Origin of the sequence: Pseudomonas veronii (assembly GCF_002028325.1) — a bacterium.
GTDB classification, from domain to species: Bacteria; Pseudomonadota; Gammaproteobacteria; order Pseudomonadales; family Pseudomonadaceae; genus Aquipseudomonas; species Aquipseudomonas veronii.
The window spans coordinates 4,573,451-4,596,533 of record NZ_CP018420.1 but is presented as its reverse complement, the minus strand read 5'-3'; the positions used below and the strand labels follow the sequence as shown (position 1 = coordinate 4,596,533).

Below are 23,083 nucleotides of genomic sequence, written 5' to 3'. Positions count from 1 at the left end.
ATAACCAATTGTTTTATAACGATAAAAATAGAAGATCTGGCTTTGGCATGCCCTGTGCTTAGTGCATAGACATGACTATTTCCGACAAACGCCTACTACGCCATCTACTCACCGCGGTGCTGATCAAGCTCGTGCTGCTGAGCGTGCTGTGGTGGCTGTTCATCCGGGATTCGCACGTCAGTGTCGACCCGAACATCGTCGGCAACCGTTTCGGTGTACCCACCTCGACTCAAGGGGCAAGCAAGTGATCTCAGAACAACTGGTGGATTTGTCACGGCTGCAGTTCGCAGCCACTGCGCTTTACCACTTTCTATTCGTACCGCTGACGGTTGGCATGGTGTGGCTACTGGTCATCATGGAAAGCGTCTATGTGATGACCGGGAACGTCATCTGGAAGGACATGACGCGCTTTTGGGGCAAGTTATTCGGTATCAACTTCGCCCTGGGGGTGACAACCGGCATCACCCTGGAATTTCAGTTCGGCACCAACTGGGCGTACTACTCGCACTACGTGGGCGACATCTTCGGTGCCCCGCTGGCCATCGAGGGCTTGATGGCGTTCTTTCTCGAATCGACCATGATCGGTCTGTTCTTTTTTGGCTGGGATCGCCTGAAGAAAGAGCACCACTTGCTGGTCACGTTGCTGATGGCCATCGGTACCAACCTGTCGGCGCTGTGGATTCTGATCGCCAATGGCTGGATGCAGAACCCGGTCGGCTCGGAATTCAGCTACATCACCATGCGTATGGAGATGGTTGATTTCTGGGCCGTGGTATTCAACCCGGTGGCTCAGGCCAAGTTTGTACACACGGTGTCTGCCGGTTACGTCACCGGTTCGATGTTTGTGTTGTCGATTTCCAGCTGGTACTTGCTCAAAAATCGCGATGTCGAGTTCGCCAAGCGCAGTTTCCGGGTGGCGGCGGCGTTCGGCCTGGCCTCGGTGCTGAGCGTCATCGTGCTGGGGGATGAGTCGGGTTACACCGTGGGTGAGGCGCAGCAAACCAAGCTGGCGGCCATGGAAGCCATGTGGGAAACCAAACCCGCGCCAGCCGGCCTGACCTTGCTGGCCAGCATCAACGAAGCCGAGTCCAAGAATAATTGGGAAGTCGATGTACCGTGGGTGATGGGCTTGATCGGCACGCGCTCGGTGAGCAAGCAGATCCCGGGCATTCATGACATCAAAGCGAAAAACCGCGCGCGCATCCTGCGTGGCATTACCGCCGTCAATGCGCTTGAAGCCCTGCGGGCCGATCGCACTGATAAGGCGGCGTTCGATACCTTCGAAGAGTACAAAGCGGACCTCGGCTTTGGCCTGCTGCTGAAAAAGTACGTTGAAGACGTCAACCAGGCCACGCCGGAGATCATCGACAAGGCGATGAACGACACCGTACCGCACGTGACCCCGATGTTCTGGGCGTTCCGGGTCATGGTCGCGCTGGGTTTCGCCATGCTGTTGCTGTTCGGGCTGGCCTTCTGGAGCACCTTGAAGTCGGTCTGCACACGCCGTCGCTGGCTGTTGCGTTGGGCGCTCTGCATGCTGCCGGCGCCTTGGCTGGCCTGCGAGCTGGGCTGGTTCGTCGCTGAATACGGCCGTCAACCCTGGACCATCTACGGCGTGCTGCCCACTCACATGAGTGTCTCCACCCTTAGCGTCAATAACCTCTATGGCTCGCTGGCAGGCTTCGTCGCTTTCTACACCGTGCTGCTGGTGGTTGAAATGTTCCTGATGGTCAAGTTCGCCCGCCAAGGGCCGGGCAGCCTCGGAACCGGCCGTTATGCCCACGATGCCAACATGAAGGAACTCCACCATGTTTGATTACGTCACCCTGAAACTTATCTGGTGGGCACTGGTCGGCGTACTGCTGATCGGCTTCGCCATCATGGACGGCCACGACATGGGCGTCGGCACCTTGCTGCCCTTCGTCGGCCGCTCGGACGTGGAACGCCGCGTCGCGATCAACACCGTGGGGCCGCACTGGGACGGCAACCAGGTGTGGTTCATCACCGCGGGCGGGGCGTTGTTCGCCGCGTGGCCGGTGGTGTACGCCACCGCGTTCAGCGGGTTCTATTGGGCGATGATTCTGGTCCTGTGGGCGCTGTTCTTCCGCCCGGTGGGGTTTGACTATCGCAGCAAGATTCACAATGCCAAATGGCGCAGCACCTGGGACTGGGGCCTGTTCATCGGCGGCGCCGTACCACCGCTGGTGTTCGGCATCGCGTTCGGCAACCTGCTGCAAGGCGTACCGTTCCACTTCAGTAACTTGCTGGTATCGACATACACCGGGAGTTTCTGGCAATTGCTGAACCCCTTCGCCCTGCTGACCGGTGTGGTGAGCAGTGCAATGATCACCCTGCAAGGCGGTACCTACCTGGCGCACCGCACTGAAGGCGTGATCCAGGCTCGCGCCATCAAGGGCGGGGTTGGCGCGGCGCTGGTGCTGATGTGCACATTCGTCATTGCCGGGGTGTGGTTGCAGTCGATCGACGGCTATCGCATTACCTCGGTGGTGGACATCGCCGGGCTGCCGGACATTCTCAACAAGACCGTGGTACGCGAAGCCGGCGCCTGGATGGCCAACTATGGTCATTATCCAGCGCTGTGGCTGCTGCCTGCGCTGGGCCTGGCGGGCGCCGCCGGTGCCGCATTGTTGATGCTGATGCGCCGTACGCTGGCTGCGTTTGTCGCCTCGTCGCTGGCAGTGGTCGGGGTGATCAGCACCGCTGGTGTGTCGATGTTCCCGTTCGTCATGCCGTCGTCGACCGTACCGGCGGCAAGCCTGACCGTGTGGGACAGCGTGGCCAGTCATCTGAGCCTGGCGATCATGTTCTGGGCCACGTTGATCTTCATGCCACTGATCGTGATCTACACCTCGTGGGCCTATCGCGTCATGCGCGGCAAGGTCACCGTGGCACAGATCAAAGCCAACGAACATTCGGCCTACTAACGCCATCAGAGGAGCAAAGACTATGTGGTATTTCGCCTGGATGCTGGGAGTCGGTTTCGCCTTGTTGCTGGCCATATTGAATGCGATGTGGGGCGAGAACGAAGCGGGGCGTGCCCTGAGCGACCGTGAGGAGCCGCGGCCATGATGCCGCGTGTCGCCGAGGCTCCGGCGCCCTCACGCATTCACCCGCTGAGCTTGCTTATCGCGATCGCGATCATGCTGGTGTGTACGCTCTATCCGCCCCTGATGGCCACCCCGGACGGCAAAGCTGATCATGGGCTGGCAATGGCCTTGTTCGCGGCGATGAGTGTGGCCTTTGTGCGGGGCGTGGGGTTCGTGCCGCGTGCGCGCGTGTGGCGCTGGCTGTTCTCGGGCTGGACCTGCTTTGCCGCGCTGGCACTGGCTGGCTGGTTGAAGTTCCTGCACTGAAAACGGACGATCCCGACGCCACCGTGGCGGTACTGCGCGGCGCCGGGATCGTCGAGTCAACCTGTCGGTTGATTGAGCCTTAGTGGTTATTTGCTAGAAAAAAGCGCGGAAGCCTGTCCCTTTTTTTCACCTCGCCTGTCATTCCAGGTAAGTGAACAAAATCGAGAGCTTCCGCCCATGCCCGCCGTCCGCCCCTTGCTCAAACTGAGCCTGATGCTGAGCCTCAGCGCCAGCCCGCTGTTTACCCCGATCAGCTATGCCGAAGACACCGCCACCCGCCGCAGTTACCAAGTGCCGGCCGGTAGCCTGGGTGCCGCGCTGACCCGTTTCGCCGGGTTGTCGGGGGTCAACCTAGCGGTGGACCCGGCGCTGGTCAGTGGCCGCGGTAGCAGTGGTTTATCCGGCGAGTACGCGGTGGAAGAAGGCTTTGCCCGCCTGCTGCAAGGTTCCGGCCTGCAACTGCAGCCGATGGGGGAGCAGGCCTACATGCTGGTGCCGGTGCCACAGGGCAGCAGCCTGCAACTGGCGCCGACCGCCATCCTCGGGACCCGCAGCGAAGCCGACGGCGATATCTACGCCGGTGGGCAAGTGGCGCGACGCGGTTCGCAGGGCCTGCTGGGCTCGCGGGACTTCATGGACACGCCCTTCAGCATGACCACCTACACCCAGGCGGCAGTGAAGAACCAGCAGGCGCGGACCCTCGGCGACCTGATCGCCAGCGACCCGTCGGTGCGCGCCACCAACCCGGCCGGTGGGCGCTATGAACAGTTCACCATTCGCGGGTTCAGCCTGTTCAACAGTGATGTGGCCTACAACGGCCTGTACGGCGTGTTGCCGACCTACACCATCGACATGGAAATGGCCGACCGTGTCGACATCGTCAAAGGCCCCAGCCAATTGATCAACGGCATCTCGCCGCGCGGCAGTGTGGGCGGCGGGATCAACGTGGTGCCCAAGCGCGCCACCGACAAGAACATCAACTCGTTCACCGGCACCTGGGCCTCCGATAGCCAGGCTGGCGGCGCGGTGGACGTGGGCCGGCGTTTCGGCGAGGACAACAAGTTCGGCCTGCGCTTCAACGGCGTGAAACAGGCCGGCGACACCGAGTGGGACCACCAGCGTGTCGACCGTGAAATGGCCGTGCTGGGCCTGGATTTTCGCGGTGAGCGCCTGCGCCTTTCCAGCGATATCGGCCACACCGAGCGCGACACCAACGCCCCGCAGGAACGCGTGCAGGTGGCCGCCGCGGCCCCGGTGCCAAGCGCCAACGAGGTGCGCCGCAACTACGCGCAGTCGTGGAGCAAGGCCAGCACCAACGACACGTTCGGCACGCTCAATGCCGAGTTCGACCTCAGCGATAACCTGATGCTCTACGGCGGTGTCGGCGCGCGCAAAAGCAACCACGACTTTCTGCGTCACGCCGTTTCCGTCAGCAACAGTGCAGGGGATTTCAGCGTGCAGCCGCGCGACTTCAGCCGCGATGAAAATGTGCGTACCGCCACGGCAGGCGTGCGCAGCGGGTTCCATACCGGGCCGGTGAGCCACGAGGTCAACCTGGCGGCCAGCTACTTCTACATGGACTTCACCAACGGCGGCGCACGCTATGCGGCGGCGCCGAGCAATCTTTACAACCCGGTGCAAACACCGACGCCGTCCACCGCCATCCGCCAGGATGCGCAGGTATACACCGAGAATAAATTCAGCGGCGTGGCGTTGTCCGACACCCTGGGCTTTTTCGACGATCGCCTGCTGCTGACCCTCGGCGCACGCTGGCAGCGGGTGAAGGTGGATGACTGGACCAACAACGTCAAAGGCGACACCGCCTACGACGAAGAAAAAATCTCGCCGTCCGGCGGCATCCTGTTCAAGGCCACCGACGCGCTGTCGCTGTACGCCAACTACCTGGAAGGCCTGAGCCAGGGCAAGGTCGCGCCTTCCACCTCGGTCAACGAAGATGAAATCTTCCCGCCGTTCATCAGCCGCCAGGTGGAAGTCGGCGCCAAATACGACGCCGGTGCGTTCGCCGTGACCGCCGCGGTGTTCCGCATCAAGCAGCCGGCCTATGAAACCAACGCCACCTCGCGGGTGTTCGGCCCCAACGGCAGGCGCCAGAACGACGGCGTGGAACTCAGCCTGTTCGGCGAACCGCTCAAGGGCCTGCGCCTGCTGGGCGGCGTGATGTACATCGACAGCGAATTGACCCACACCACCAACGGCACGTTCGACGGCAACCGCGCCCCGGCCACGCCCAAGTACAACGTCAACCTCGGCGCGGAATGGGACGTGCCGCGCCTCGAAGGCCTGACCCTGACCACGCGCGGCATCTACTCCAGCTCGCAATACCTGGACCAGGCCAACGCCAAGGAAATCGACGCCTGGAACCGCATCGACGTGGGCGCACGGTATGCGTTCAAGGTCGATGACAAACACATCACCCTGCGCGCGAATGTGGAAAACGTCGCCGATAAACGCTACTGGAGCTCGGCGGGCGCGTCGGACGACAGCGAACCGGGGCTGACCTTGTCGACGCCGCGGACTTACCTGTTGTCGGCGACGGTCGACTTCTGACTGGCCGATCGTCTGTGTTTGCTACCACGCGGCAAACCCAGCGTTCAGCGGCAATGAAGATCAATAACAAGGTTGTTTGAAAGTTGGAGCTTGATGCGCGTCGAGGAAAAACTTCGGCGCCAGGCTCTGATTGGCGAAGTGGCTAATTGCAATTAGCTGAATCCTTGGGTGTCGGCTTGGAGGCTTTAAATCAAGGCTTTCGCGGCTGTTTCAAGGCGGTTGCAGGCTATTCTTTTCAGTTTGTTTCCCCGCTTCAGGAACTAGCGCTGGAACTTCCAGTCGATTAACCCAGTTAACTCCGACTGCGGCGTGGCGAACTAATGGCATTTTATTTTTATATCCAGTAGTTCCAAATAGCCATACTTTCTCGCAACTAGACACCCCACTATGTCGTCAATGCCCATCGATGCCTGCCATACGCAGATACCGCACACCGACCGCGTGTGCGCGTGGCTGATGCAGCACGCCGGGCTGAAAACCGTCGACCTGGAGCGCGCCCGGCGCTTGTCCCTGGATGGCAGTGACCTGCTCGGCCTGCTCACGCGCCTGGGGCTGGTGTCCGAAGTCGAACTGGCGCGTGCCTGGGCCGAGTTGCTCGGCGCGCCGCTGTTGCTCGCCGATGCCGCGCCGCCGTTGCTCGACCCGTTGCCCGCGCTCACCGAGCGCTTCATGCGCCATTACCAAGTGGTGCCCATGGGCTGGGCCCACGGCGGGCTGCGCGTGCTTGCGGCCAACCCGACGCAGCATTATCCCTTCCAGGCCCTGGCCTACGCCTGTGATGTGCCGGTGTGGCTGGCCATCGGCCCGCGCACTGAAGTCGAGACGCTGATCGAGCGCTATTACGGTCAGGGCCGTTCCGCCATGGGCACCCTGATCGAGAACCTCGATGAGCAGGGCGGCGCGCTGGAAGATATCGAACACCTCAAGGACATGGCTTCCGAAGCGCCGGTGATCCGCCTGGTCAACCTGATCCTGCAGCGTGCGGTGGAGCAGCGTGCGTCGGACATCCATATCGAACCCTTCGAAAACCAACTCAAGGTGCGCTACCGCATCGACGGCGTGCTGCACGACGCCGAAGCGCCGCCGGCCAGTTCGTCGGCGGCGGTGATCTCGCGGGTGAAGATTATGGCGCGCCTGGACATCGCCGAGCGGCGCTTGCCCCAGGACGGGCGGATCATGCTGCGCATCCAGGGCAAGGCGCTGGACTTGCGGGTGTCCACGGTGCCGACCAGCTTCGGCGAGTCGGTGGTCATGCGCCTGCTCGACCGGCAAACCGTGCAGTTCGACTTCCCCAGCCTGGGCTTCGACGGCGAGCGCCTGGCCGCCTTCCTCGACGTGCTCGAACGGCCCCACGGCATCCTGCTGGTCACCGGGCCCACCGGCTCCGGCAAGACCACCACGCTCTACACCGCACTGGCGCGGCTCAACAGCGCCGAGCGCAAGATCATCACCGTCGAAGACCCGGTGGAATACCAGCTCGAAGGCATCAACCAGATCCAGGTCAAGCCCGCCATCGGCCTGGACTTCGCCGGCGCGCTGCGCTCCATCGTGCGCCAGGACCCGGACGTGATCATGATCGGCGAGATCCGCGACCTGGAAACCTGCCGCATCGCGATCCAGTCGTCGCTCACCGGCCATCTCGTGCTCTCCACCCTGCACACCAACAGCGCCGCCGCGAGCATCACGCGCCTGCTGGACATGGGCGTGGAAAGTTACCTGATCGCCTCGACCGTCAGCGGCATCCTCGCGCAGCGCCTGGTGCGGCGCCTGGACCCGGCGACCCGCGTCGCCTTCGAAGCGCCGCCGGAGTTGATCGAGGAACATGGCCTGCAACGTTTCACCGATGAGCGCCCGATCTTGCTCTATCGCCCCGGCGCCGAAGGCGGCTACCACGGCCGCAGCGCGATCACCGAATTGCTGGTGATGAACGACGAACTGCGCGGCCTGCTGATGCGCCACGCCGATGCCGCGACGCTGGAGCAGGCCGCCCGACGTGCGGGCCTGCGCACCTTGCATGAGGAAGGCCTGCGCCAGGCGGTGGCGGGCGTCACCTCGCTGGAAGAAGTGCTGCGCGTCACCCGTGGTGAGGGCGCGTGAGCCTGTTCACCTTCCGTGCCCTCGACAGCCAGGGCGTGACCCAGCGCGGCACGCTGCAAGCCAAGGATCAGAGCGCCGCCATTGCGATCCTGCACAAGCGCGGCTGGCTGCTGTTGCAGATCGACGCCGCCGGCCGCCAGGGCCTGCGCCATGCCTTGCGGCGGGGGCCGTTGACGGGCGCGGCGTTGGTGAGTTTCACCCAGCAGTTGGCGACGTTGCTCGGCGCCGGTCAGCCGCTGGAACGTTCCCTGGGCTTGCTGCTCAAGCAGCCCGGCCAGCCTCAAGTGCGTGTACTGATCGAGCGTATCCGTGACCACGTCAAGGCGGGTAAACCGTTATCCGCCGCGCTGGAAGAAGAGGGCAGCACCTTTTCCCCGCTGTACCTGAGCATGGTGCGTGCCGGTGAAGCCGGCGGCGCGCTGGAAAGCACCCTGCGCCAACTCAGCGACTACCTCGAACGCAGCCAGCGGCTGCGCGGCGAGGTGATCAATGCGCTGATCTACCCGGCGTTCCTGGTGGTCGGCGTGCTCGGCTCCCTGGCGTTGTTGCTGGCGTATGTGGTGCCGCAGTTCGTGCCGATCTTCCAGGACCTGGACGTGCCGATTCCGTTGATCACCGAAGTGATTCTGGGCCTCGGCCAATTCCTCGGCGCCTACGGCCTGCTGCTGTTGGCCGGGTCGAGCGTCGCACTGGGCACCCTGGCGGCACGCCTGCGCGACCCCCGGCGCCGCGAACGCTACGACCGCCGCCTGCTCGGTCTGCGCGTGCTCGGCCCGCTGTTGCAGCGGGTCGAAGCGGCGCGCCTGACACGCACCCTGGGCACCTTGCTGAGCAACGGCGTGGCCTTGCTGCCTGCGTTGGTCATCGCCCGACAGGTCTGCACCAACCGCGCGTTGCAGGCCCAAGTGGCCGAGGCCGCCGAGTCGGTGAAAGGCGGCGGCACCCTGGCCAGTGCGTTCGGTGCGCAACCGCTGCTGCCCGACCTGGCCCTGCAAATGATTGACGTCGGCGAACAGGCCGGTGAGCTGGACAGCATGCTGCTCAAGGTCGCCGACATCTTCGACATCGAAGCCAGGCGCGGCATCGAGCGCCTGCTCGCCGCGCTGGTGCCGTCCCTCACCGTGGTCATGGCGCTGCTGGTGGCCGTGATCATGCTGGCGATCATGCTGCCGCTGATGAGCCTGACCAGCCATATATGAACCTTCAAGGAACCCGATCGATGAGAACTCAACGCCGTCAAAGCGGTTTCACCCTGCTGGAAATGCTCGCGGTAATCGTGCTGCTGGGCATTGTCGCGACCATCGTGGTGCGCCAGGTCGGTGGCAATGTGGACAAGGGCAAGTACGGCGCGGGCAAGGCGCAACTGGCCAGCCTGAGCATGAAAATCGACAGCTACGCCCTCGATGTCGGCTCACCGCCCAACAGCCTGCAGCAATTGGTGGACAAGCCCGGCAACGCCAGCAGTTGGGCCGGGCCGTATGCCAAGCTGTCGGAGCTGAAAGACCCGTTCGGCCATGCATTCGGCTATCGCTTCCCGGGTGAACACGGCGCCTTCGACCTGATCTTCTACGGCCAGGACGGCCAACCGGGCGGCGACGGCTACAGCGTCGACCTGGGTAACTGGGAATAACCCGCCGATGCCCCAACGCGGCTTTACCTTGCTGGAGATGCTGGTGGTCATCCTGTTGATCAGCCTCGCTGTCGGCTTGTTGGGGCTCGGTGTGCGCCAGGCCGTGCAGGCGGCGAACGAGCGCCGCGTGGTCGGACAGATGGTCGACGCCCTGCGCGCCACGCGGGCCGCGGCGATAGTCGAGGCGCGTGTGGCCAGGACCGAATTCGATCTGCAGCGCCTGACCTTCCAGGCCCCGGGCCGCGCCCCGCACGCCTGGCCGCCGCAGCTGCAGGTCACCGTGCATACCGCCGAACAGGTCGGCGCCGCCGTGGAGTTCTATCCCGACGGCAGTTCCACCGGCGGCCATCTGCTGCTGGCCAACGGCAGCCGGCGTTGGCGCATCGACGTTGGCTGGCTGACCGGTAGCGTGCAGTCCAAGGCGCTGCCATGAAGCGCCAGGCCGGTTTCACGTTACTGGAAATGCTCGCCGCCCTGACGTTGATGGCGGTGTGCAGCACGGTGCTGCTGGTCGCCTTCGGCCAGAGCGCGCGCTCGTTGGCGCAAGCGGCTCACAGCGACCGCCTGAGCCATGCCGCCCTCAGTGTGCTGGACCAGGAAGCGGCGGGGCGCCTGGTCGAGGGTGTCAGCCAGGGCGCGCTGGACGGCATCCACTGGCAACTGACCTGCGTGCGTCAGCAAGCCCATCTGTATCGTCTCGACCTGATCGTCAGCGAGGGGCCGCGCCAGGCCCGGTTCAGCACCCTGAAGGTGCGCCAGTGAGGCGCCGCGAGCAGGGCTTCACTCTGCTGGAAATCCTCGTGGTGCTGAGCTTGCTCGCGGTGCTGCTGGTGCTGCTCAGCGGTGCGTTGCTCGGCGCCAATCGTGCGGTGGCCAAGGCCCAACAGTACACCGTGAGCCTGGACGAAATGCGCGCCGCCCAGCAGTTCCTGCGCACCGCGATCAGTGAGGCGTTGCCGCTGGATGTCAGCGAAGACGACCGCCAGAGCGCCGGGTTTTTCTTAGGGGAGCCCGAGCGTCTGCAGTTTGTCGCGACCTTGCCCGGTGTGCTCGGCGGCGGGATTCAGCGCTTCACCCTGCAACGGGTCGCCGAGGATTTGCAGGTGGGGTTCTCGCGGTTGGAACGGCAGGCCGATGCTTCCCGCGATGCGCCGCAAGTGCTGCTGACGAACCTTGCGGCGCTGCGCTTCAGTTATCGCGGCGTATCGCCCCTGGGCCAACCCACCGGATGGATCGACCAGTGGCCGTGGCCCCGGCGCTTGCCCGCTGCGGTGCGGATCGCCGCGCATGTCGACGGGCCGGTGCCGTGGGTCACTCAGGTGATTGCCTTGCGCTTGAACCTGGCCAGCGGAGCGTCGGGCGAATGAGGCGGCAACGCGGGGCGGCGCTGCTGCTGGTGCTGTGGGTGCTGGCCTTGCTCAGTGTGTTGCTGGGCGGTTTGGCCGGTTGGGTGCAGCTGGAAAGTCGCCAGGCGCTGTGGCATCGCCAGCACACCCAGACGGAGCTCGCAGCGCAAGCCGGCGTCGCCCTGGCGATGGCCGATCGGCACTGGATCGCCGACGGCCGTGCAAGGCTCCTGACCTTCGATGACGCGCAGTTGCACGTCAGCCTGCGCAGCGAGCGCGGCAAGCTGTACCTGGTCAACGCCGAGGCGCACGACCTCACGCGCCTGGCCCTGGCCTGCGGCGCCAGCCCGGCCCAGGCCGCGCAGGTGGCCAAGGCCTTGGACGCACGGCGCAAGCAGGGGCTGGCGCCGTTTCGCGTGCTCGAAGAAGTGCGCCAATTGCCCGGCATGAGCCAGGCGCTGTACCGCCAATTGCTGCCCGAGCTCACCTTGTGGAGCGACCTGGATCGGCCCGCTCCGGCGTTCGCCAGCGCGCTGATGCGCCAAGCCCTCAACCTGCCGCAGCAGAGCGCACAGGGCGCCGACCCTGGCGAGGTGCTGGTGGTTGACAGCCGCGCACAACGCCCCGGCGGCTATGAAGCACGCCTGCAAGTCACGGTTTTATTGAGCCCAACGGAGGACGGCGCACAACCCTACCGGGTGTTGCGTTGGCAAGAATGAATCGACTGGAACCCATCGCCCGTTATTGGCGTGGCAGCCTGCTGCAACAAGGTTGGCGCCTGTGGCTCGCGGAGCTGCGCGTGTGTGTACCTACGTGGCTGGCGTTGCACGAGCCGCCCGAGCAGCGCTGGCACTGGCCGTTGAGCGAGCCGGTCGCGTCGGCGCTGGGCAATGCGCGGCATGTGCTGGTGCTCGCGGCCGACGCCGTGCTGCTGCAAACCATCCACTTGCCCGTAGCCGCTGCGCGCAACCTTAGCGCCGTGGTTGGCTATGAACTGGATCGCTACACGCCGTTCGAGGCCGATCGGCTGTACTTCGTCGCACGCCAGGAACGGCGCACGCCGACCCAACTGCAGGTGACGCTGGTGGCGATCCTGCGCGAGCGCCTCGATCAGATCCTCAGCGACTGCGCCGCCCTCGGCCTGCAGCCGCATCGCGTGGATGTCGGCGACCTGGGCATCGACTTGCTGCCCGCGCCTTTGCGCCCGCGTCCGCGTCCGCCGGGCAAGGGTTTGCAACGCAGTTTGCCGTGGCTGTGCGGCGCGTTGCTGATCGCGGCGATGTTGCTGTGGCTCAACGACCGCCAGCGCGTGCTCGACACCATGTACGACAGCGTCCAGCAGCAAAAGGCCCAGGTCGCCGAGGTGCATGCGCTGCGTCAGCAACTGCTCGCCACCCGTGGCGCGGTGCAGTACCTGACCCGGCGCAAGGTGGCCCAGCCGCCGCTGGTGGCGCTGCTCGACGACCTCACCCGATGCCTGCCCGCCGACACCTGGCTCGACCAGTTGGACATCAAGGGTAGCGAGATTGCCTTCTCCGGCCAAAGCGCCAAGGCCAGCGCCCTGATCACCCGGATCAAAGGCTGTCACCGCCTGGACAATGCGCAGTTCGAAGGCGTGATTCAACCCGATGCGCGCAGCGGCAAGGATCAGTTTGCCTTGCGTGCCCACCTTCGCCCGGAGGCCGCCGATGCGCCGACCCCTCACACCCCGTGAACGCCGTGGCACGGCGTTGCTGATCCTGGCCGTGGTGCTCGGCGCGGCGTACTGGCTGTTGATCGACAGCTGGTTCGCCGGGCCCTTGCGTGCCATGGGCGAACAGGCCGAACAACTGCGCGAACAGCAGCAACGCTATGCCGGCGTGTTGCGCCAGGGCGATGCGCTGCGCGAGCAACTGGAGCAGGCCCGCCAGGACCCGGCCAGCCAAACCAGCCTGCTGCCGGGGGATGACCCGGATGGGGTCGCCGCCGACCTCATGCAACGCCTCGCCGATCTGATCAGCCGCCACGCCAACCTCGGCGGCGGCTGCAGCCTGACCCAGCGCAAACCCATCACCCCGGAGCAGGACGACGGCGAACCGTATCGACAGGTGCAGGTCAGCCTGACCCTCGATTGCGCCATCGAACCGCTGACCGCGATCCTGCATGAGCTGGAATACCAGCCGCCGTTTCTGTTCGTCGATGAGCTGCGCATCCGCCGTGGCAAACAGGCGCCGGCCAGCGGCGGGGCGGGGCAGTTGGTGGTGCAGGTGCTGGTGCGCGGTTACCTGCAACCGCAGGTGGCCCGATGATCGGTGTCTTGCGCCCCTTGGAATGGGGCTTGCTCGGCCTGGTCGGGGCATTGGGCCTGTTGATGGCGTTCATCCTGAGCAGCATCGGCGACGAGCCGCAGTGGCTGCCCGAACCGGCGGTGCGCGGGCATTCCTCTGCACGGGTGCAAGTCGCCCCCAGCGTGACGTTGGACAGCCTCGCCAGCACCTGGCAAACCCCGTTGTTCAGCGCGGATCGCAGCCCCGATCGCGCCGTCGGCAACACCCAGGCCAGCAGCCTGGCCAACCTGACCCTGAGCGGCATCCTGATCACCGGCAATCTGCAAATGGCGATGCTCAAGCAGGCCGACGGCCGCCCGCTGACGGTACGCCTTGGCCAGGTGCTGCCCAACGGCTGGCGCCTGGACCACCTCACGCCGCAATCCGCCCGTTTCACCCTGGACGGCCGCACGCAAACCTTGAACCTGTACGCCAAGCGTTTGCCGCCGCCGTCGACCCGGCCACCGATTTCTCTGCCTCGCGAGCCCTTCCCTTGATCGATCTGCGCACCTCGTTGTTTTGCCTGACTACCGCCGTCTCCCTGGGCGGCTGTGGCTCACTGCCCGACCGCCTCGACGCGGACGACGCGTTACTCCACGAAGCCATGCAAGGCACCGGCGCGCAACGCCCGCCGAGTGAGGTGCCCGCCGCGCAAAGCCCGCAGCCCGCGGCGAAGGTAGCGCCCCAACGCCAGATGAGGCGGGGCAGCCAGCAATTCGTGCGCCCACCCAGCGCCAGCCTGCCGGCGAAAGAGCAGGGCGGCGATATCGTGTTCAACTTCGCCGACCAGCCGATCGAAGCGGTGATCAACAGCGTGATGGGCGACCTGTTGCACGAGAACTACAGCATCGCCCAAGGCGTGAAAGGCAATGTCAGCTTTTCCACCTCCAAGCCGGTGGACAAACAGCAGGCGCTGTCGATCCTGGAAACCCTGCTGTCCTGGACCGACAACGCCATGATCAAACAGGGCAACCGCTACGTGATCCTGCCGGCCAACCAGGCGGTGGCGGGCAAGCTGGTGCCGCAGATGAACCTGACGCCACCGTCCAGCGGCCTGTCGGCGCGGCTGTTTCCGTTGCGCTATATCTCCGCCACCGAGATGCAGAAACTGCTCAAGCCGTTCGCCCGCGAAAACGCTTTTCTGCTGGTGGACCCGGCGCGCAATGTGCTGAGTCTGGCCGGCACCCCGGAAGAACTGGCCAACTACCAGGCCACCATCGACACCTTCGATGTGGACTGGCTCAAGGGCATGTCGGTGGGCGTATTCGGCTTGCAACGCGCGTCGGTGGCCGAGCTGATGCCCGAGCTGCAAGCCATGTTCGGCCCGGACAGCGGCATGCCCCTGGCGGGCATGCTGCGCTTTCTGCCGATCGAGCGGACCAACTCGGTGGTGGCGATTTCTTCCCAGCCGCAGTACCTCAGCGAGGTGGGCGACTGGATTCGCACCATCGACGAAGGCGGCGGCAACGAGCCGCAGATGTATGTGTACGACGTGCGCAACATGAAGGCCTCGGACCTGGCCAAGTACCTGCGGCAGATCTACGGCAACGGCGCGATCAAGGACGATACGCCGGCCAAGGTCGCGCCGGGGTTGCGCACCACCACGTTGTCATCGCTCAACAACAATACCGGTGGCCTGCAGAACCCGCCGCCGCCTGCCGACGAACCCGAGCCCGAGCCCGTCGCCGAAGCGTCCGAACCGGCACCGGATAAAAGCCTCGAAGCCGGCACCCGCATCACCGCGCAAAAAAGCAGTAACCAACTGCTGGTGCGTACCCGCCCGGCACAATGGAAAGAGATCGAAACCGCGATCAAACGCCTCGACAATCCGCCGCTGCAAGTGCAGATCGAGACGCGCATCCTCGAAGTCAAACTCACCGGTGAACTGGACCTTGGCGTGCAATGGTACCTCGGTCGCCTGGCCGGCAATTCCACCAGCACCACAGTCGCCAACGCCTCCGGCAGCCAGGGCGCGTTGGGCGGTGGCGGGGCAGGGTTGGGGGCGTCGGATTCGTTGTTCTATTCCTTCGTCAGTTCCAACCTGCAAGTGGCCTTGCATGCCCTGGAAACCAACGGCCGCACCCAGGTGCTGTCGGCGCCGTCGCTGGTGGTGATGAACAACCAGCCGGCGCAGATCCAGGTGGGCGACAACATTCCTATCAGCCAGACCACGGTGAACACCGGCAATGCCGACACCACCCTGAGCAGCGTCGAATACGTGCAGACCGGGGTGATTCTGGACGTGGTGCCGCGCATCAATCCGGGCGGCCTGGTGTACATGGATATCCAGCAGCAGGTCAGCGATGCCGAGAACCAGACCGGCAGCAGCGACACGCCGGTGAATCCGCGTATTTCCACGCGTTCAGTCTCGACGCAAGTCGCCGTGCAGAGCGGGCAGACCGTATTGCTCGGCGGGTTGATCAAACAGGACAACAGCGAGAGCGTCAGTGCCGTGCCGTACCTGGGGAAAATCCCCGGCCTGCGCTGGTTGTTCGGTAACACCAGCAAATCCAAGGACCGCACTGAGCTGATTGTGCTGATTACGCCGAAGGTGATCACCAGCAGCAGCCAGGCGCGGCAGGTGACGGATGACTATCGCCAGCAGATGCAGCTGCTGCGGCCAGCGAACTGAAGGCGCGCGGTCAGAATGCCGCTTCATGGCTGTGTCCATGGCGTGGCCAGTTGCAGTTTGATCAGGTAACGCTCTTCATTCGGATGCCGGTCGTCCCTGAAACGATGAACCGCCATTCTGACTTGGTACTTTGTTCCAGCGTGCCAGTACGACGTTCCCCCCTTGTTCACGTCCCGCAATTGGGCACGCCATTGCGGCGTGTCTGCGAATGGTGGATTGTCCTTGATCCGGATGGGTAGCCAACCGCCCCTGCTCAATTGCTCTTGTAAATCCAGTACGACTTCAAGCGTGTCATCGAGCAAAAGCGGTTCGACCTGAGGGGAAATGCGGACACTGCTGACCCTTCCATTACTCTCGAAGCTCACTGTGAAGAAGCGAGCCTGGGGGGTCACGAATCCATATTCAGGATCGATAAAGCGAAGGCGAGCCTCAGATTTTGGGAGCCTGAACCAATAATGCCCGGGAATGGCGGGGTCGATGGATGCGCTGGAGCGTTGACGCATGTCTTCCCAGGGTTCGCCAAGCATCAGTGCAATTTCTGGTTCGCTGATGAAAAATCGTGCTATTCCCGTTAGCAGGACAGTGGCGAACAGTACAAGAGCAGCACGCCGCCAGCTCATTTTTGAGAGCCCGCTCATCGAATACCCCGACCTTCGGCGACGTCTTCAATCGCCTGTTCTATGCGATTTCTTTCGGTGCTATTTAGCAGGTCGTCAAACTGCGCGGCGGCCTTGAGGACAAACGCCATACGCTGATTGATATCGGATAGGTTGGCGAATGGGTTGTTACTAAAGGCAATTGTGCGACCGTCATTGACAGGATGGCATTGGCTGGTAAGCGTCAGTTCGATTGCCTGGGCTGCTCCGGACGGTATGTCGGTAATATAGGAAAAGTGGTTACTTCTCAGCAGGGCAACCAGTTTCGTATCGTTATAGAGGGTCGGTTGAAGGATATTCTGCTGCTCGTGGGCTGCGAGATATTCAACACCTTTGGCGATATTGCCAGCGTCTATGGCTTCGAAAGCGAGCAGGATTTCTTGGTGATCATCACCGAACTCGAGTATCTCCGGTTCGACAGGCCATATAACTGATTGTTGACCTGACCCATAAATTTTTTTGCGCAACGGCAAACATCTCTCCAACAACGCCAACCCCCGCTCCTTGTAAAAGGCATGCAACGGAAACACATCCAAAAACAGCGTGGTATTGCCCATCGCCATCATCTCGTACACATGTTGATAAAGCTGCTGCACGCTCGATAGCGGTTCACCCTCGCGCCGCCAATCAACATCAGGCACCGGGTTATTACGGCTGGCCTGTTCATACTCCCGCAGGCGCCGCTCGTACTCCCGCAGCTTTGCCTGCCGTTCACGCTCCTCTGCGCTGAACAACCCCCAAACCCCTTTCCGGGCACTCCTTCGCAATTGCTCCGCCGCTTCAAATTCCGCCTGAATTTTCTCGATGGATTCTGCCGCGTGCAGCAAACCGCACCCCACTTGCTTGGAGGCAAACGCCGCAAGGCCCGCCCACTGAAAACGGTTGTCGAGGCGCCAGAGCTGGGCATACGCCGAGTTGATGAGCCGGTTGCGCAACCTGGGGTCGGCGATCAGCTTGCCGCCGGGGGCGATCACGTCTTCTGCCTGCTTCTGGTAGAAGCGCCAATTGCGCTCGCAGGCTGACTCGAGTATTTCGCTGAAAGCGGAAGGCGTTGAGGTCGGGGTAGGATTTTTCGCGGGCGCTGGCGCTTCCGATGCGGTCGCGCTTCGGCGGTGTGCCGCGGAGTCTTCGGCGGTAAGGGTCTGAAACCGCTCGAACTGGTCGGCCAGCAGGCGAGGGGGCGGGTCGCATTTACAGCGGCAGAGATCATCCGAGAGCGCCACCCGTCGCCCTAGTGCCCACTGCTCCAGGCGCGGGCCAACGCAGACTATGACTCCGGTGGTTTTGCACACCGGGCAAAGCACCTCATGACCTTCAAGGGCGATGTCCACTTGGGTGATGCGAAAGCCCGTCAAACCGCCGACGACGGTCCCGCCAGCGGTGGTCTTGGCTCCTCGGGTAATGAAATAGCGCCGCATGCCAGCCGTGTCCTTTTGTTAGCAGGGACCAGCAGGCTAGGCACGGCAGGCGAGGGCGAGAAGTCAGATGCTTCCGAGCCGGATGTAGGTTGCTTCGGTTATCGGGTTGGTGAGGCCGAAAGTCGGTGGTGTCAGCAACCGCGCGGGTTACCACCATTTCCAGCGGCCTTGTTTTTTCAGGGTGGCGATGATGGCTTCGCGCTTGTGGCGGATTTCTAGCATCGTGTGGCGCAGTTCGCGGCAGCGCTTGCTGTTGAGGATCAGTAGGCCGATCAGGGGGCTGAGGAGGGCCATGGAGTAGAGATAAGCGTTGGGGCGGTAGGCGATTGCGGGAAGTGATACCAGCAGGCAGATGAGGTATATCGCCATGTTCAGCCAGACCCAGTGGATGCGTCCGTATAACACTTCGTATTTGGCAAGGGCAAATACTGCACCAAGCCCCGTAGCGCCGAAAAATGATGTCTTGGTAGCAAAACCAATGGGGTACGTCGAGAGATAGGTGAGCATTGTCAGGATCGCCGTCAATCCTATTGAGGTGCATGCGACAAGAATGTCTGCTCCGATTACTGGCATGTACCGCGTGATGAATTCCCAATGGTTTTCAATAAAGATGCCTGCTGATGATGGCCTGCGCGACCGGCAAGCATTATCCCGAAGCAAGACTGGTAGTGCGCAAGGCGGGCGGTTCCAGCCCAGTGGAGTATCTGGTGATCACCCTGAAGGAAGTCATGGTGGTGTCCTACGGCACCGCTGCTGAAAGTAAGGATGAGGCGCTCTACGACAGCATCGCCTTGAACTTCGCCAGCGTCGACGTCAGCTACCAGCCGCAGAAGGCCGACGGCGCCAAGGACGGTGGGCCAGTGAAGTTCGGCTGGAATATCCGGCAGAACGTTAAAGCCTGAAGCCGCACCTTGTGCCCGGATAGCGGGTCTTTGCGCATCCGGGCGCCAGCACCCGCCGAGGCCATTCAAGATGAGCCTCGGTTTTCGTCAACAAAGGATGCTCGTCGTCTATCAACGGCCGCAGCAGTGCATGGAACATCATGTCGCCGAGGAACGGCAGTGGTTCGCGCTTGCCCATCAACTCGGCATACACGCGCCCGAACGCTACCGGCCCGGCTTTGGCGATGTAGGCCAGGGACAGGCGTTCGGTCAGTGACAAACCATCCTGCAGATCACCCTAAATACCGGCAGCGCAACGTCTTTTTACGCGCTTTCAGAAGCTCGCGAAAAATTTTGCGGCGATGGTCTCGTTGGCCTGTGCCATGCGGTGTCTGCGGCAATACTTTTCGTACAGTGCCTAGGAAACAGGGGAGTCTTAGATTAGAGTCGATGGCGTGATTGTTCGATGGATACGAGACATTCTTAAGGATTGAGCCATGAAAACCCCGCCACTCAATGCTGTGAAAGCGTTTGAGGCCGTGTCCAGGCATCTCAGTGTAACCAGGGCTGCATCTGAGCTATGCGTGACTCAGGGAGCCACCAGCCAGCAGATCAAGATTCTTGAAAACTACATGAACTGCTCGCTTTTCATAAGGGATGCCAAAGGGCTAACGCTAACCGAGGCTGGCCAGCGGCTCGCCAGCGTAGCTCAGAAAGCACTAGGGGAACTGGCCGCTGTCGCGGAAGAGATCATCGGGACGCAAAGAACAACACTTTCTATTTCTGCCCCACCTTCATTTGCCGTAAAGTGGCTTATTCCAAATCTGGATAAATTTTACGAAAAACACTTGGATCTTAATGTTGTTATTGATGCGTCTTGTGACGTTAGAAGCTTTCGCAGTCATGGTATTGACGCGTCAATAAGATTTGGCAAGGGAGAAAATCTTCCATCAAATAGCAAAGTACTTGGCTGCTCAGAAGTTATCATAGTCGCAAGTCCCGCATATATTAAAAAAACACCTAAAATTGAAACGTATGCCGACCTTTGCGAACATAAATTGATCAGTTATGAAACGAAAATTGAAAGTCATAGAAAACTTCATAAAAGCTGGAAAAATGTCTTTGCTGATTTAGGCTTGTCCCTGGACCTTGGTAAGGCGAGTATCGTTTTTACAGAAGGGCACCTGGCTTTGACCGCAGCCATTCATGGTCATGGGCTGGCTCTAACAGAGTCAATTCTAGTCGATCACGAATTACAAAGTGGTCAACTGGTAAGGGTGCTGGATACTAGTTTTCCGGAGGATAATTGTTACACTTTTTTTAAGCCTGAGTACACGCAGAAAATGGTGGCTTTGGAAAAATTCGAAGATTGGCTAATGAGTTCCTTGGCCTGTTCGCTAAGGAAGGTATGAAGTACTCACCGATTTTTGATGCCCTCACTGCCTGAGGTTCAAAAAATGCTAAGTCGGTCGAAAACAGACCTTTCCTGCCTTTAATTCATGGTTTTTTCCTCTGATCGCTATATTTCAGGGTGATCAGTCCGCATTAGAGACGCACTTCTCCCGCATTCAACAACCATTTTTGCACCGTCCACAGGTACGACAAGGCGAATAAAGTCTTCTGCTGTGCGACGTTGCTGGATAGGTTGGCGATGTCATCTCTTTAGAAAAACTAATGCCTATCGAAGAATTACTCCATCGACTCTAACCTGAGAGTCTCGTATTTTCTAAGCCGCAATGTGAGCGTAATACTCGTCAATCGAAGCCACCTGGCTCGCGGGCAGCATGGTTCATAAGCTGCAACAATCTCCATACCTCCGCGCGATGGTCGGCACCCCATGAGTGTTCATCGTGCCTGAAGACATCAGATGTAAGTAATAGAATCATCCTATTGATCTTTCTATTCCAAGATAATTTCCGGTGAGGTTCGATCGTTCAACGCAGCATACCGCCGAATCGAAGTACGCAGCACCAAGCATCAGAATAAGACTGAAACCAATTATCATGTGAACATATAGGAGCGACAAAGTGGCACAGCGAGCAACTATTATCCTCTCTGAGGAAAACATTGGTGAAATTGTCGCAACCGTCGGGCTCGACACTTTAATGGATGAAACGATTGCAAAACTACGTGATGCCCTCAACGTGTTTGGTGATGGCCAGGTTGAAATACAACCGCGCACCGGTTTTGTCTATGAAACTCCGGAAATGGGGCTGATAGAGTTTATGCCGGCTTACCGCCGGGATAAAAATGTCGCGTTAAAAGTTGTTGGCTACCATCCGGGAAATCCGTTTAACCGGGGCATGCCGACGGTCATGGCCACTAACTCCCTATATGACGTAAGGGACGGCCACCTTATTGCGGTGATCGATGGAGTATTTGCAACAGCAGTACGAACGGGCGCAGCATCCGCTGTGGCTTCGAAGTTGCTGGCTCATCCTGAAAGCAAAACCCTTGGGCTGATCGGAGCTGGCGCCATGGCAGTGACCCAGGCCCATGCCCTCAGTCGAATTTATGACTTCGACGCAGTCTTGATCCACGATATTGACCCCGCAGTGGAAAAAACTTTCGCCAAGCGGGTATCCGCCCTGGGAATTACACCGATCATCGCTTCCAAAGAAAGGGTACTGGCAGAGTCCGACATCATCTGTGTTGCCACCTCCATTGGCCTTGATGCAGGCCCGGTTCTCCACGCTGGCGGGATGAAACCACATGTACACATCAATGCTATTGGTGCCGACACGCCGCGCAAATATGAATTATCAACAGAGCTGCTCAAAAGCTCGTTCCTTGTCACGGATTATCTGGAACAGGCCATTAACGAAGGTGAATGCCAGCAATTGAGTAAAGACGAATACGGCTATATCGGCCCTGAGCTGCACAAAATAGTGAAAGAGCCGCAAGCCTATATCCAATATCAGATGAAACAGACCATCTTTGATAGCACCGGTATTTCATTGGAAGATCAGATAATGACCGAGGTCTTGATCGATCAGGCGGAGAGACTAGGGCTTGGTCAGCGGATCCTGATTGAAGCGGGATGTGATGACCCCATGAACCCATATCTTTTCTCAAATTCCGCGAACGCTCTTGATACCGTCAAGAATACAGTGCACGACCGTACCTTAAAATTAGCATGAGTAGAGAAAGACAGGCCATGACAAGCGCAACTCTGATAGACAGAAAAGCACTATCTGTAGCAGTGTTCTTTGGGTTTTTATCTGCTCTTATCTGGGGAGCCTGGCCTGTTCTTTCCCGTTTTGGGGTTCAAAAAACGCTGTCTCCCTATGACATCGCGGCCTTACGCTTTATGGTGGCCGGATTGATTTTGCTGCCTTTTGTTCTAAAGAAAGGGACAGGCATGCTTGGTCTGCCGAAAACCCTGCTCCTTACAGTGGGGCAGGGTATTCCGCACGTACTTCTGGGAATCCTCGGATTGGCATATGCCCCCGCCGGACATGCTGGCGTTCTCATCCCCAGTGCGATGATTGCGGTTTCCACAATTGGGGGCTGGTTCTTCCTTCGTGACAGGCCGGAAAAAGCGGTACTGATCGGGATTTTTATCATCATGGTAGGGGCGACCCTTTCGGGGTGGCAAAGCATGTCGGAAAGCGGTGGGCAGGCCTGGCTGGGAGACCTGCTATTCATTGCTGCCGGAGCATTATGGGGGATCTATACCATTGCCTCGCGTGCATGGGACGTGGATGCGTTCCAGGCCACAGCTTTGGTATCCGTCATTTCCATGTTGCTCTACCTACCTCTATATTTCATTTGGGGAACCCCAGGTATCCTCTCCGCACCCGTTTCTGAAATAGTTTTCCAATCCCTATTCCAGGGCGTATTTGCGGCGATTCTGGCCCTGCTGTTCTATACGAAGGCTGTGACAGTGCTTGGTGCAACCCGTGGCTCCATCTTTGGCGGTCTGGTCCCTTGCATAGCGTCCGTGCTGGCTATCTTCGTCCTATCGGAAGTACCCAGTCTGATCGAAGTCGCCGGGATGGTGCTGGCCAGCGGCGGTATGATCTATATCTTCGGGTTTCGAAAATAGAGTTTGGGTTTGAATCTTTGGACAGGTCCCGGTACGGATGGCAGTTACTTGCCCCCCCCGCCAGATCCCTACGTGCGTAACCCTAAGCCTTGGGGTGTGGCCGGACGGTTACTTTGGCCACAACGCC

Annotated in this window: 23 protein-coding genes and 3 pseudogenes; 22 read left to right on the top strand and 4 right to left on the bottom strand. The window is 60.9% G+C overall.

Annotated features, from left to right (window positions below; genetic code table 11):
- Positions 1 to 71: 71 nt before the first annotated feature.
- The 17 genes from cydP to gspD all read left to right on the top strand — a co-directional run bounded on the left by cydP (position 72) and on the right by gspD (position 15,953).
- Positions 72 to 248, top strand: coding sequence for a cytochrome oxidase putative small subunit CydP (cydP, locus tag PverR02_RS32320; protein ID WP_017847578.1), 177 nt, complete (start codon positions 72 to 74; stop codon positions 246 to 248).
- Positions 245 to 1,816: a cytochrome ubiquinol oxidase subunit I gene (locus PverR02_RS20770; RefSeq protein ID WP_079444306.1), complete on the top strand. Its 1,572-nt coding sequence runs from the start codon at positions 245 to 247 to the stop codon at positions 1,814 to 1,816. The genes cydP and PverR02_RS20770 overlap by 4 nt, the downstream gene beginning before the upstream one ends.
- Positions 1,809 to 2,945 carry a cytochrome d ubiquinol oxidase subunit II gene (cydB, locus tag PverR02_RS20765; RefSeq protein ID WP_017847576.1) on the top strand — a complete coding sequence of 379 codons (1,137 nt, stop codon included), beginning with the start codon at positions 1,809 to 1,811 and terminating at the stop codon, positions 2,943 to 2,945. The genes PverR02_RS20770 and cydB overlap by 8 nt, the downstream gene beginning before the upstream one ends.
- A 22-nt stretch (positions 2,946 to 2,967) precedes the next feature.
- Entirely contained in the window at positions 2,968 to 3,090 is a 123-nt protein-coding gene (gene cydX / locus PverR02_RS20760) for a cytochrome bd-I oxidase subunit CydX (RefSeq protein WP_017847575.1), read from the top strand.
- A complete protein-coding gene (locus PverR02_RS20755; protein WP_017847574.1) occupies positions 3,087 to 3,374 on the top strand; it encodes a cyd operon YbgE family protein in 288 nt (95 codons plus the stop codon). The genes cydX and PverR02_RS20755 overlap by 4 nt, the downstream gene beginning before the upstream one ends.
- Before the next feature lie 177 nt (positions 3,375 to 3,551).
- Positions 3,552 to 5,942 carry a TonB-dependent receptor gene (locus PverR02_RS20750; protein ID WP_079444305.1) on the top strand — a complete coding sequence of 797 codons (2,391 nt, stop codon included), beginning with the start codon at positions 3,552 to 3,554 and terminating at the stop codon, positions 5,940 to 5,942.
- 387 nt (positions 5,943 to 6,329) lie between these two features.
- The gene (gspE, locus tag PverR02_RS20745) at positions 6,330 to 8,039 is read left to right on the top strand and encodes a type II secretion system ATPase GspE (protein ID WP_079444304.1); all 1,710 of its coding nucleotides are present in this window, start codon (positions 6,330 to 6,332) and stop codon (positions 8,037 to 8,039) included.
- Positions 8,036 to 9,238, top strand: a complete 1,203-nt coding sequence (gene gspF / locus PverR02_RS20740; protein WP_079444303.1) for a type II secretion system inner membrane protein GspF — start codon at positions 8,036 to 8,038, stop codon at positions 9,236 to 9,238. Before gspE ends, gspF begins: the two co-directional genes overlap by 4 nt.
- A gap of 20 nt (positions 9,239 to 9,258) precedes the next feature.
- The gene (gene gspG, locus PverR02_RS20735) at positions 9,259 to 9,669 is read left to right on the top strand and encodes a type II secretion system major pseudopilin GspG (protein ID WP_161493730.1); all 411 of its coding nucleotides are present in this window, start codon (positions 9,259 to 9,261) and stop codon (positions 9,667 to 9,669) included.
- A 7-nt stretch (positions 9,670 to 9,676) separates the two neighbouring features.
- Positions 9,677 to 10,102, top strand: a complete 426-nt coding sequence (locus PverR02_RS20730; RefSeq protein WP_057005697.1) for a prepilin-type N-terminal cleavage/methylation domain-containing protein — start codon at positions 9,677 to 9,679, stop codon at positions 10,100 to 10,102.
- On the top strand, positions 10,099 to 10,431 hold the full coding sequence (locus PverR02_RS20725) for a type II secretion system protein (RefSeq protein ID WP_079444301.1): 333 nt from the start codon (positions 10,099 to 10,101) through the stop codon (positions 10,429 to 10,431). Before PverR02_RS20730 ends, PverR02_RS20725 begins: the two co-directional genes overlap by 4 nt.
- On the top strand, positions 10,428 to 11,036 hold the full coding sequence (locus tag PverR02_RS20720; RefSeq protein WP_079444300.1) for a prepilin-type N-terminal cleavage/methylation domain-containing protein: 609 nt from the start codon (positions 10,428 to 10,430) through the stop codon (positions 11,034 to 11,036). The genes PverR02_RS20725 and PverR02_RS20720 overlap by 4 nt, the downstream gene beginning before the upstream one ends.
- Positions 11,033 to 11,734: a hypothetical protein gene (locus PverR02_RS20715; protein ID WP_046382758.1), complete on the top strand. Its 702-nt coding sequence runs from the start codon at positions 11,033 to 11,035 to the stop codon at positions 11,732 to 11,734. The genes PverR02_RS20720 and PverR02_RS20715 overlap by 4 nt, the downstream gene beginning before the upstream one ends.
- Entirely contained in the window at positions 11,731 to 12,729 is a 999-nt protein-coding gene (locus PverR02_RS20710; protein WP_079444299.1) for a type II secretion system protein GspL, read from the top strand. Before PverR02_RS20715 ends, PverR02_RS20710 begins: the two co-directional genes overlap by 4 nt.
- Positions 12,704 to 13,303, top strand: a complete 600-nt coding sequence (gene gspM / locus PverR02_RS20705; protein ID WP_017847564.1) for a type II secretion system protein GspM — start codon at positions 12,704 to 12,706, stop codon at positions 13,301 to 13,303. The genes PverR02_RS20710 and gspM overlap by 26 nt, the downstream gene beginning before the upstream one ends.
- Positions 13,300 to 13,818 carry a general secretion pathway protein GspN gene (locus PverR02_RS20700; protein WP_079444298.1) on the top strand — a complete coding sequence of 173 codons (519 nt, stop codon included), beginning with the start codon at positions 13,300 to 13,302 and terminating at the stop codon, positions 13,816 to 13,818. Before gspM ends, PverR02_RS20700 begins: the two co-directional genes overlap by 4 nt.
- Positions 13,819 to 13,823: 5 nt before the next feature.
- On the top strand, positions 13,824 to 15,953 hold the full coding sequence (gene gspD / locus PverR02_RS20695) for a type II secretion system secretin GspD (RefSeq protein ID WP_079445030.1): 2,130 nt from the start codon (positions 13,824 to 13,826) through the stop codon (positions 15,951 to 15,953).
- A 23-nt stretch (positions 15,954 to 15,976) separates the two neighbouring features.
- On the opposite strand, the gene PverR02_RS20690 is transcribed toward gspD, so the two are convergent.
- From PverR02_RS20690 to PverR02_RS20680, 3 genes are all read right to left on the bottom strand, one after another.
- On the bottom strand, positions 15,977 to 16,591 hold the full coding sequence (locus PverR02_RS20690) for a hypothetical protein (protein WP_046382761.1): 615 nt from the start codon (positions 16,589 to 16,591) through the stop codon (positions 15,977 to 15,979).
- Complete coding sequence (locus PverR02_RS20685; protein ID WP_079444297.1) at positions 16,588 to 18,027, bottom strand: PAAR domain-containing protein; 1,440 nt, start codon at positions 18,025 to 18,027, stop codon at positions 16,588 to 16,590. Before PverR02_RS20685 ends, PverR02_RS20690 begins: the two co-directional genes overlap by 4 nt.
- Positions 18,028 to 18,174: 147 nt before the next feature.
- Positions 18,175 to 18,534, bottom strand: coding sequence for a hypothetical protein (locus PverR02_RS20680; protein WP_227778686.1), 360 nt, complete (start codon positions 18,532 to 18,534; stop codon positions 18,175 to 18,177).
- A gap of 110 nt (positions 18,535 to 18,644) precedes the next feature.
- On the opposite strand from PverR02_RS20680, the pseudogene PverR02_RS20675 reads away from it, so the two are divergent.
- Positions 18,645 to 18,929 (top strand): annotated as a pseudogene (locus PverR02_RS20675) (Hcp family type VI secretion system effector); the annotation flags it as partial.
- 43 nt (positions 18,930 to 18,972) lie between these two features.
- Here the strand turns inward: PverR02_RS20675 and PverR02_RS20670 are convergent.
- Positions 18,973 to 19,200 (bottom strand): annotated as a pseudogene (locus PverR02_RS20670) (DUF1835 domain-containing protein); the annotation flags it as partial.
- A 22-nt stretch (positions 19,201 to 19,222) separates the two neighbouring features.
- Between PverR02_RS20670 and PverR02_RS31995 the strand changes: the two are divergent.
- From PverR02_RS31995 to PverR02_RS20655, 4 genes and pseudogenes are all read left to right on the top strand, one after another.
- Positions 19,223 to 19,330, top strand: a pseudogene (locus PverR02_RS31995) (IS5/IS1182 family transposase); the annotation flags it as partial.
- Between the two features lie 75 nt (positions 19,331 to 19,405).
- Positions 19,406 to 20,320 (top strand): LysR substrate-binding domain-containing protein, encoded by a 915-nt coding sequence (locus PverR02_RS20665; RefSeq protein WP_046490617.1) that lies wholly within the window; start codon positions 19,406 to 19,408, stop codon positions 20,318 to 20,320.
- Between the two features lie 615 nt (positions 20,321 to 20,935).
- Positions 20,936 to 22,048, top strand: coding sequence for an ornithine cyclodeaminase family protein (locus PverR02_RS20660; RefSeq protein WP_079444294.1), 1,113 nt, complete (start codon positions 20,936 to 20,938; stop codon positions 22,046 to 22,048).
- Between the two features lie 17 nt (positions 22,049 to 22,065).
- Positions 22,066 to 22,956 (top strand): DMT family transporter, encoded by an 891-nt coding sequence (locus PverR02_RS20655; RefSeq protein WP_227778683.1) that lies wholly within the window; start codon positions 22,066 to 22,068, stop codon positions 22,954 to 22,956.
- The last annotated feature ends 127 nt before the right edge of the window (positions 22,957 to 23,083 follow it).

Coding starts and splice junctions, on each gene's coding strand:
- PverR02_RS20680 (WP_227778686.1), bottom strand. CDS start 18,534: ATGCTCACCTATCTCTCGACGTACCCCATTGGTTTTGCTACCAAGACA.
- PverR02_RS20725 (WP_079444301.1), top strand. CDS start 10,099: ATGAAGCGCCAGGCCGGTTTCACGTTACTGGAAATGCTCGCCGCCCTG.
- PverR02_RS20750 (WP_079444305.1), top strand. CDS start 3,552: ATGCCCGCCGTCCGCCCCTTGCTCAAACTGAGCCTGATGCTGAGCCTC.
- PverR02_RS20755 (WP_017847574.1), top strand. CDS start 3,087: ATGATGCCGCGTGTCGCCGAGGCTCCGGCGCCCTCACGCATTCACCCG.
- PverR02_RS20715 (WP_046382758.1), top strand. CDS start 11,033: ATGAGGCGGCAACGCGGGGCGGCGCTGCTGCTGGTGCTGTGGGTGCTG.
- PverR02_RS20690 (WP_046382761.1), bottom strand. CDS start 16,591: ATGAGCGGGCTCTCAAAAATGAGCTGGCGGCGTGCTGCTCTTGTACTG.
- PverR02_RS20710 (WP_079444299.1), top strand. CDS start 11,731: ATGAATCGACTGGAACCCATCGCCCGTTATTGGCGTGGCAGCCTGCTG.
- gspM (WP_017847564.1), top strand. CDS start 12,704: ATGCGCCGACCCCTCACACCCCGTGAACGCCGTGGCACGGCGTTGCTG.
- gspG (WP_161493730.1), top strand. CDS start 9,259: ATGAGAACTCAACGCCGTCAAAGCGGTTTCACCCTGCTGGAAATGCTC.
- PverR02_RS20665 (WP_046490617.1), top strand. CDS start 19,406: ATGAAAACCCCGCCACTCAATGCTGTGAAAGCGTTTGAGGCCGTGTCC.
- cydP (WP_017847578.1), top strand. CDS start 72: ATGACTATTTCCGACAAACGCCTACTACGCCATCTACTCACCGCGGTG.
- cydB (WP_017847576.1), top strand. CDS start 1,809: ATGTTTGATTACGTCACCCTGAAACTTATCTGGTGGGCACTGGTCGGC.
- PverR02_RS20685 (WP_079444297.1), bottom strand. CDS start 18,027: ATGCGGCGCTATTTCATTACCCGAGGAGCCAAGACCACCGCTGGCGGG.
- PverR02_RS20700 (WP_079444298.1), top strand. CDS start 13,300: ATGATCGGTGTCTTGCGCCCCTTGGAATGGGGCTTGCTCGGCCTGGTC.
- PverR02_RS20730 (WP_057005697.1), top strand. CDS start 9,677: ATGCCCCAACGCGGCTTTACCTTGCTGGAGATGCTGGTGGTCATCCTG.
- PverR02_RS20655 (WP_227778683.1), top strand. CDS start 22,066: ATGACAAGCGCAACTCTGATAGACAGAAAAGCACTATCTGTAGCAGTG.
- gspE (WP_079444304.1), top strand. CDS start 6,330: ATGTCGTCAATGCCCATCGATGCCTGCCATACGCAGATACCGCACACC.
- cydX (WP_017847575.1), top strand. CDS start 2,968: ATGTGGTATTTCGCCTGGATGCTGGGAGTCGGTTTCGCCTTGTTGCTG.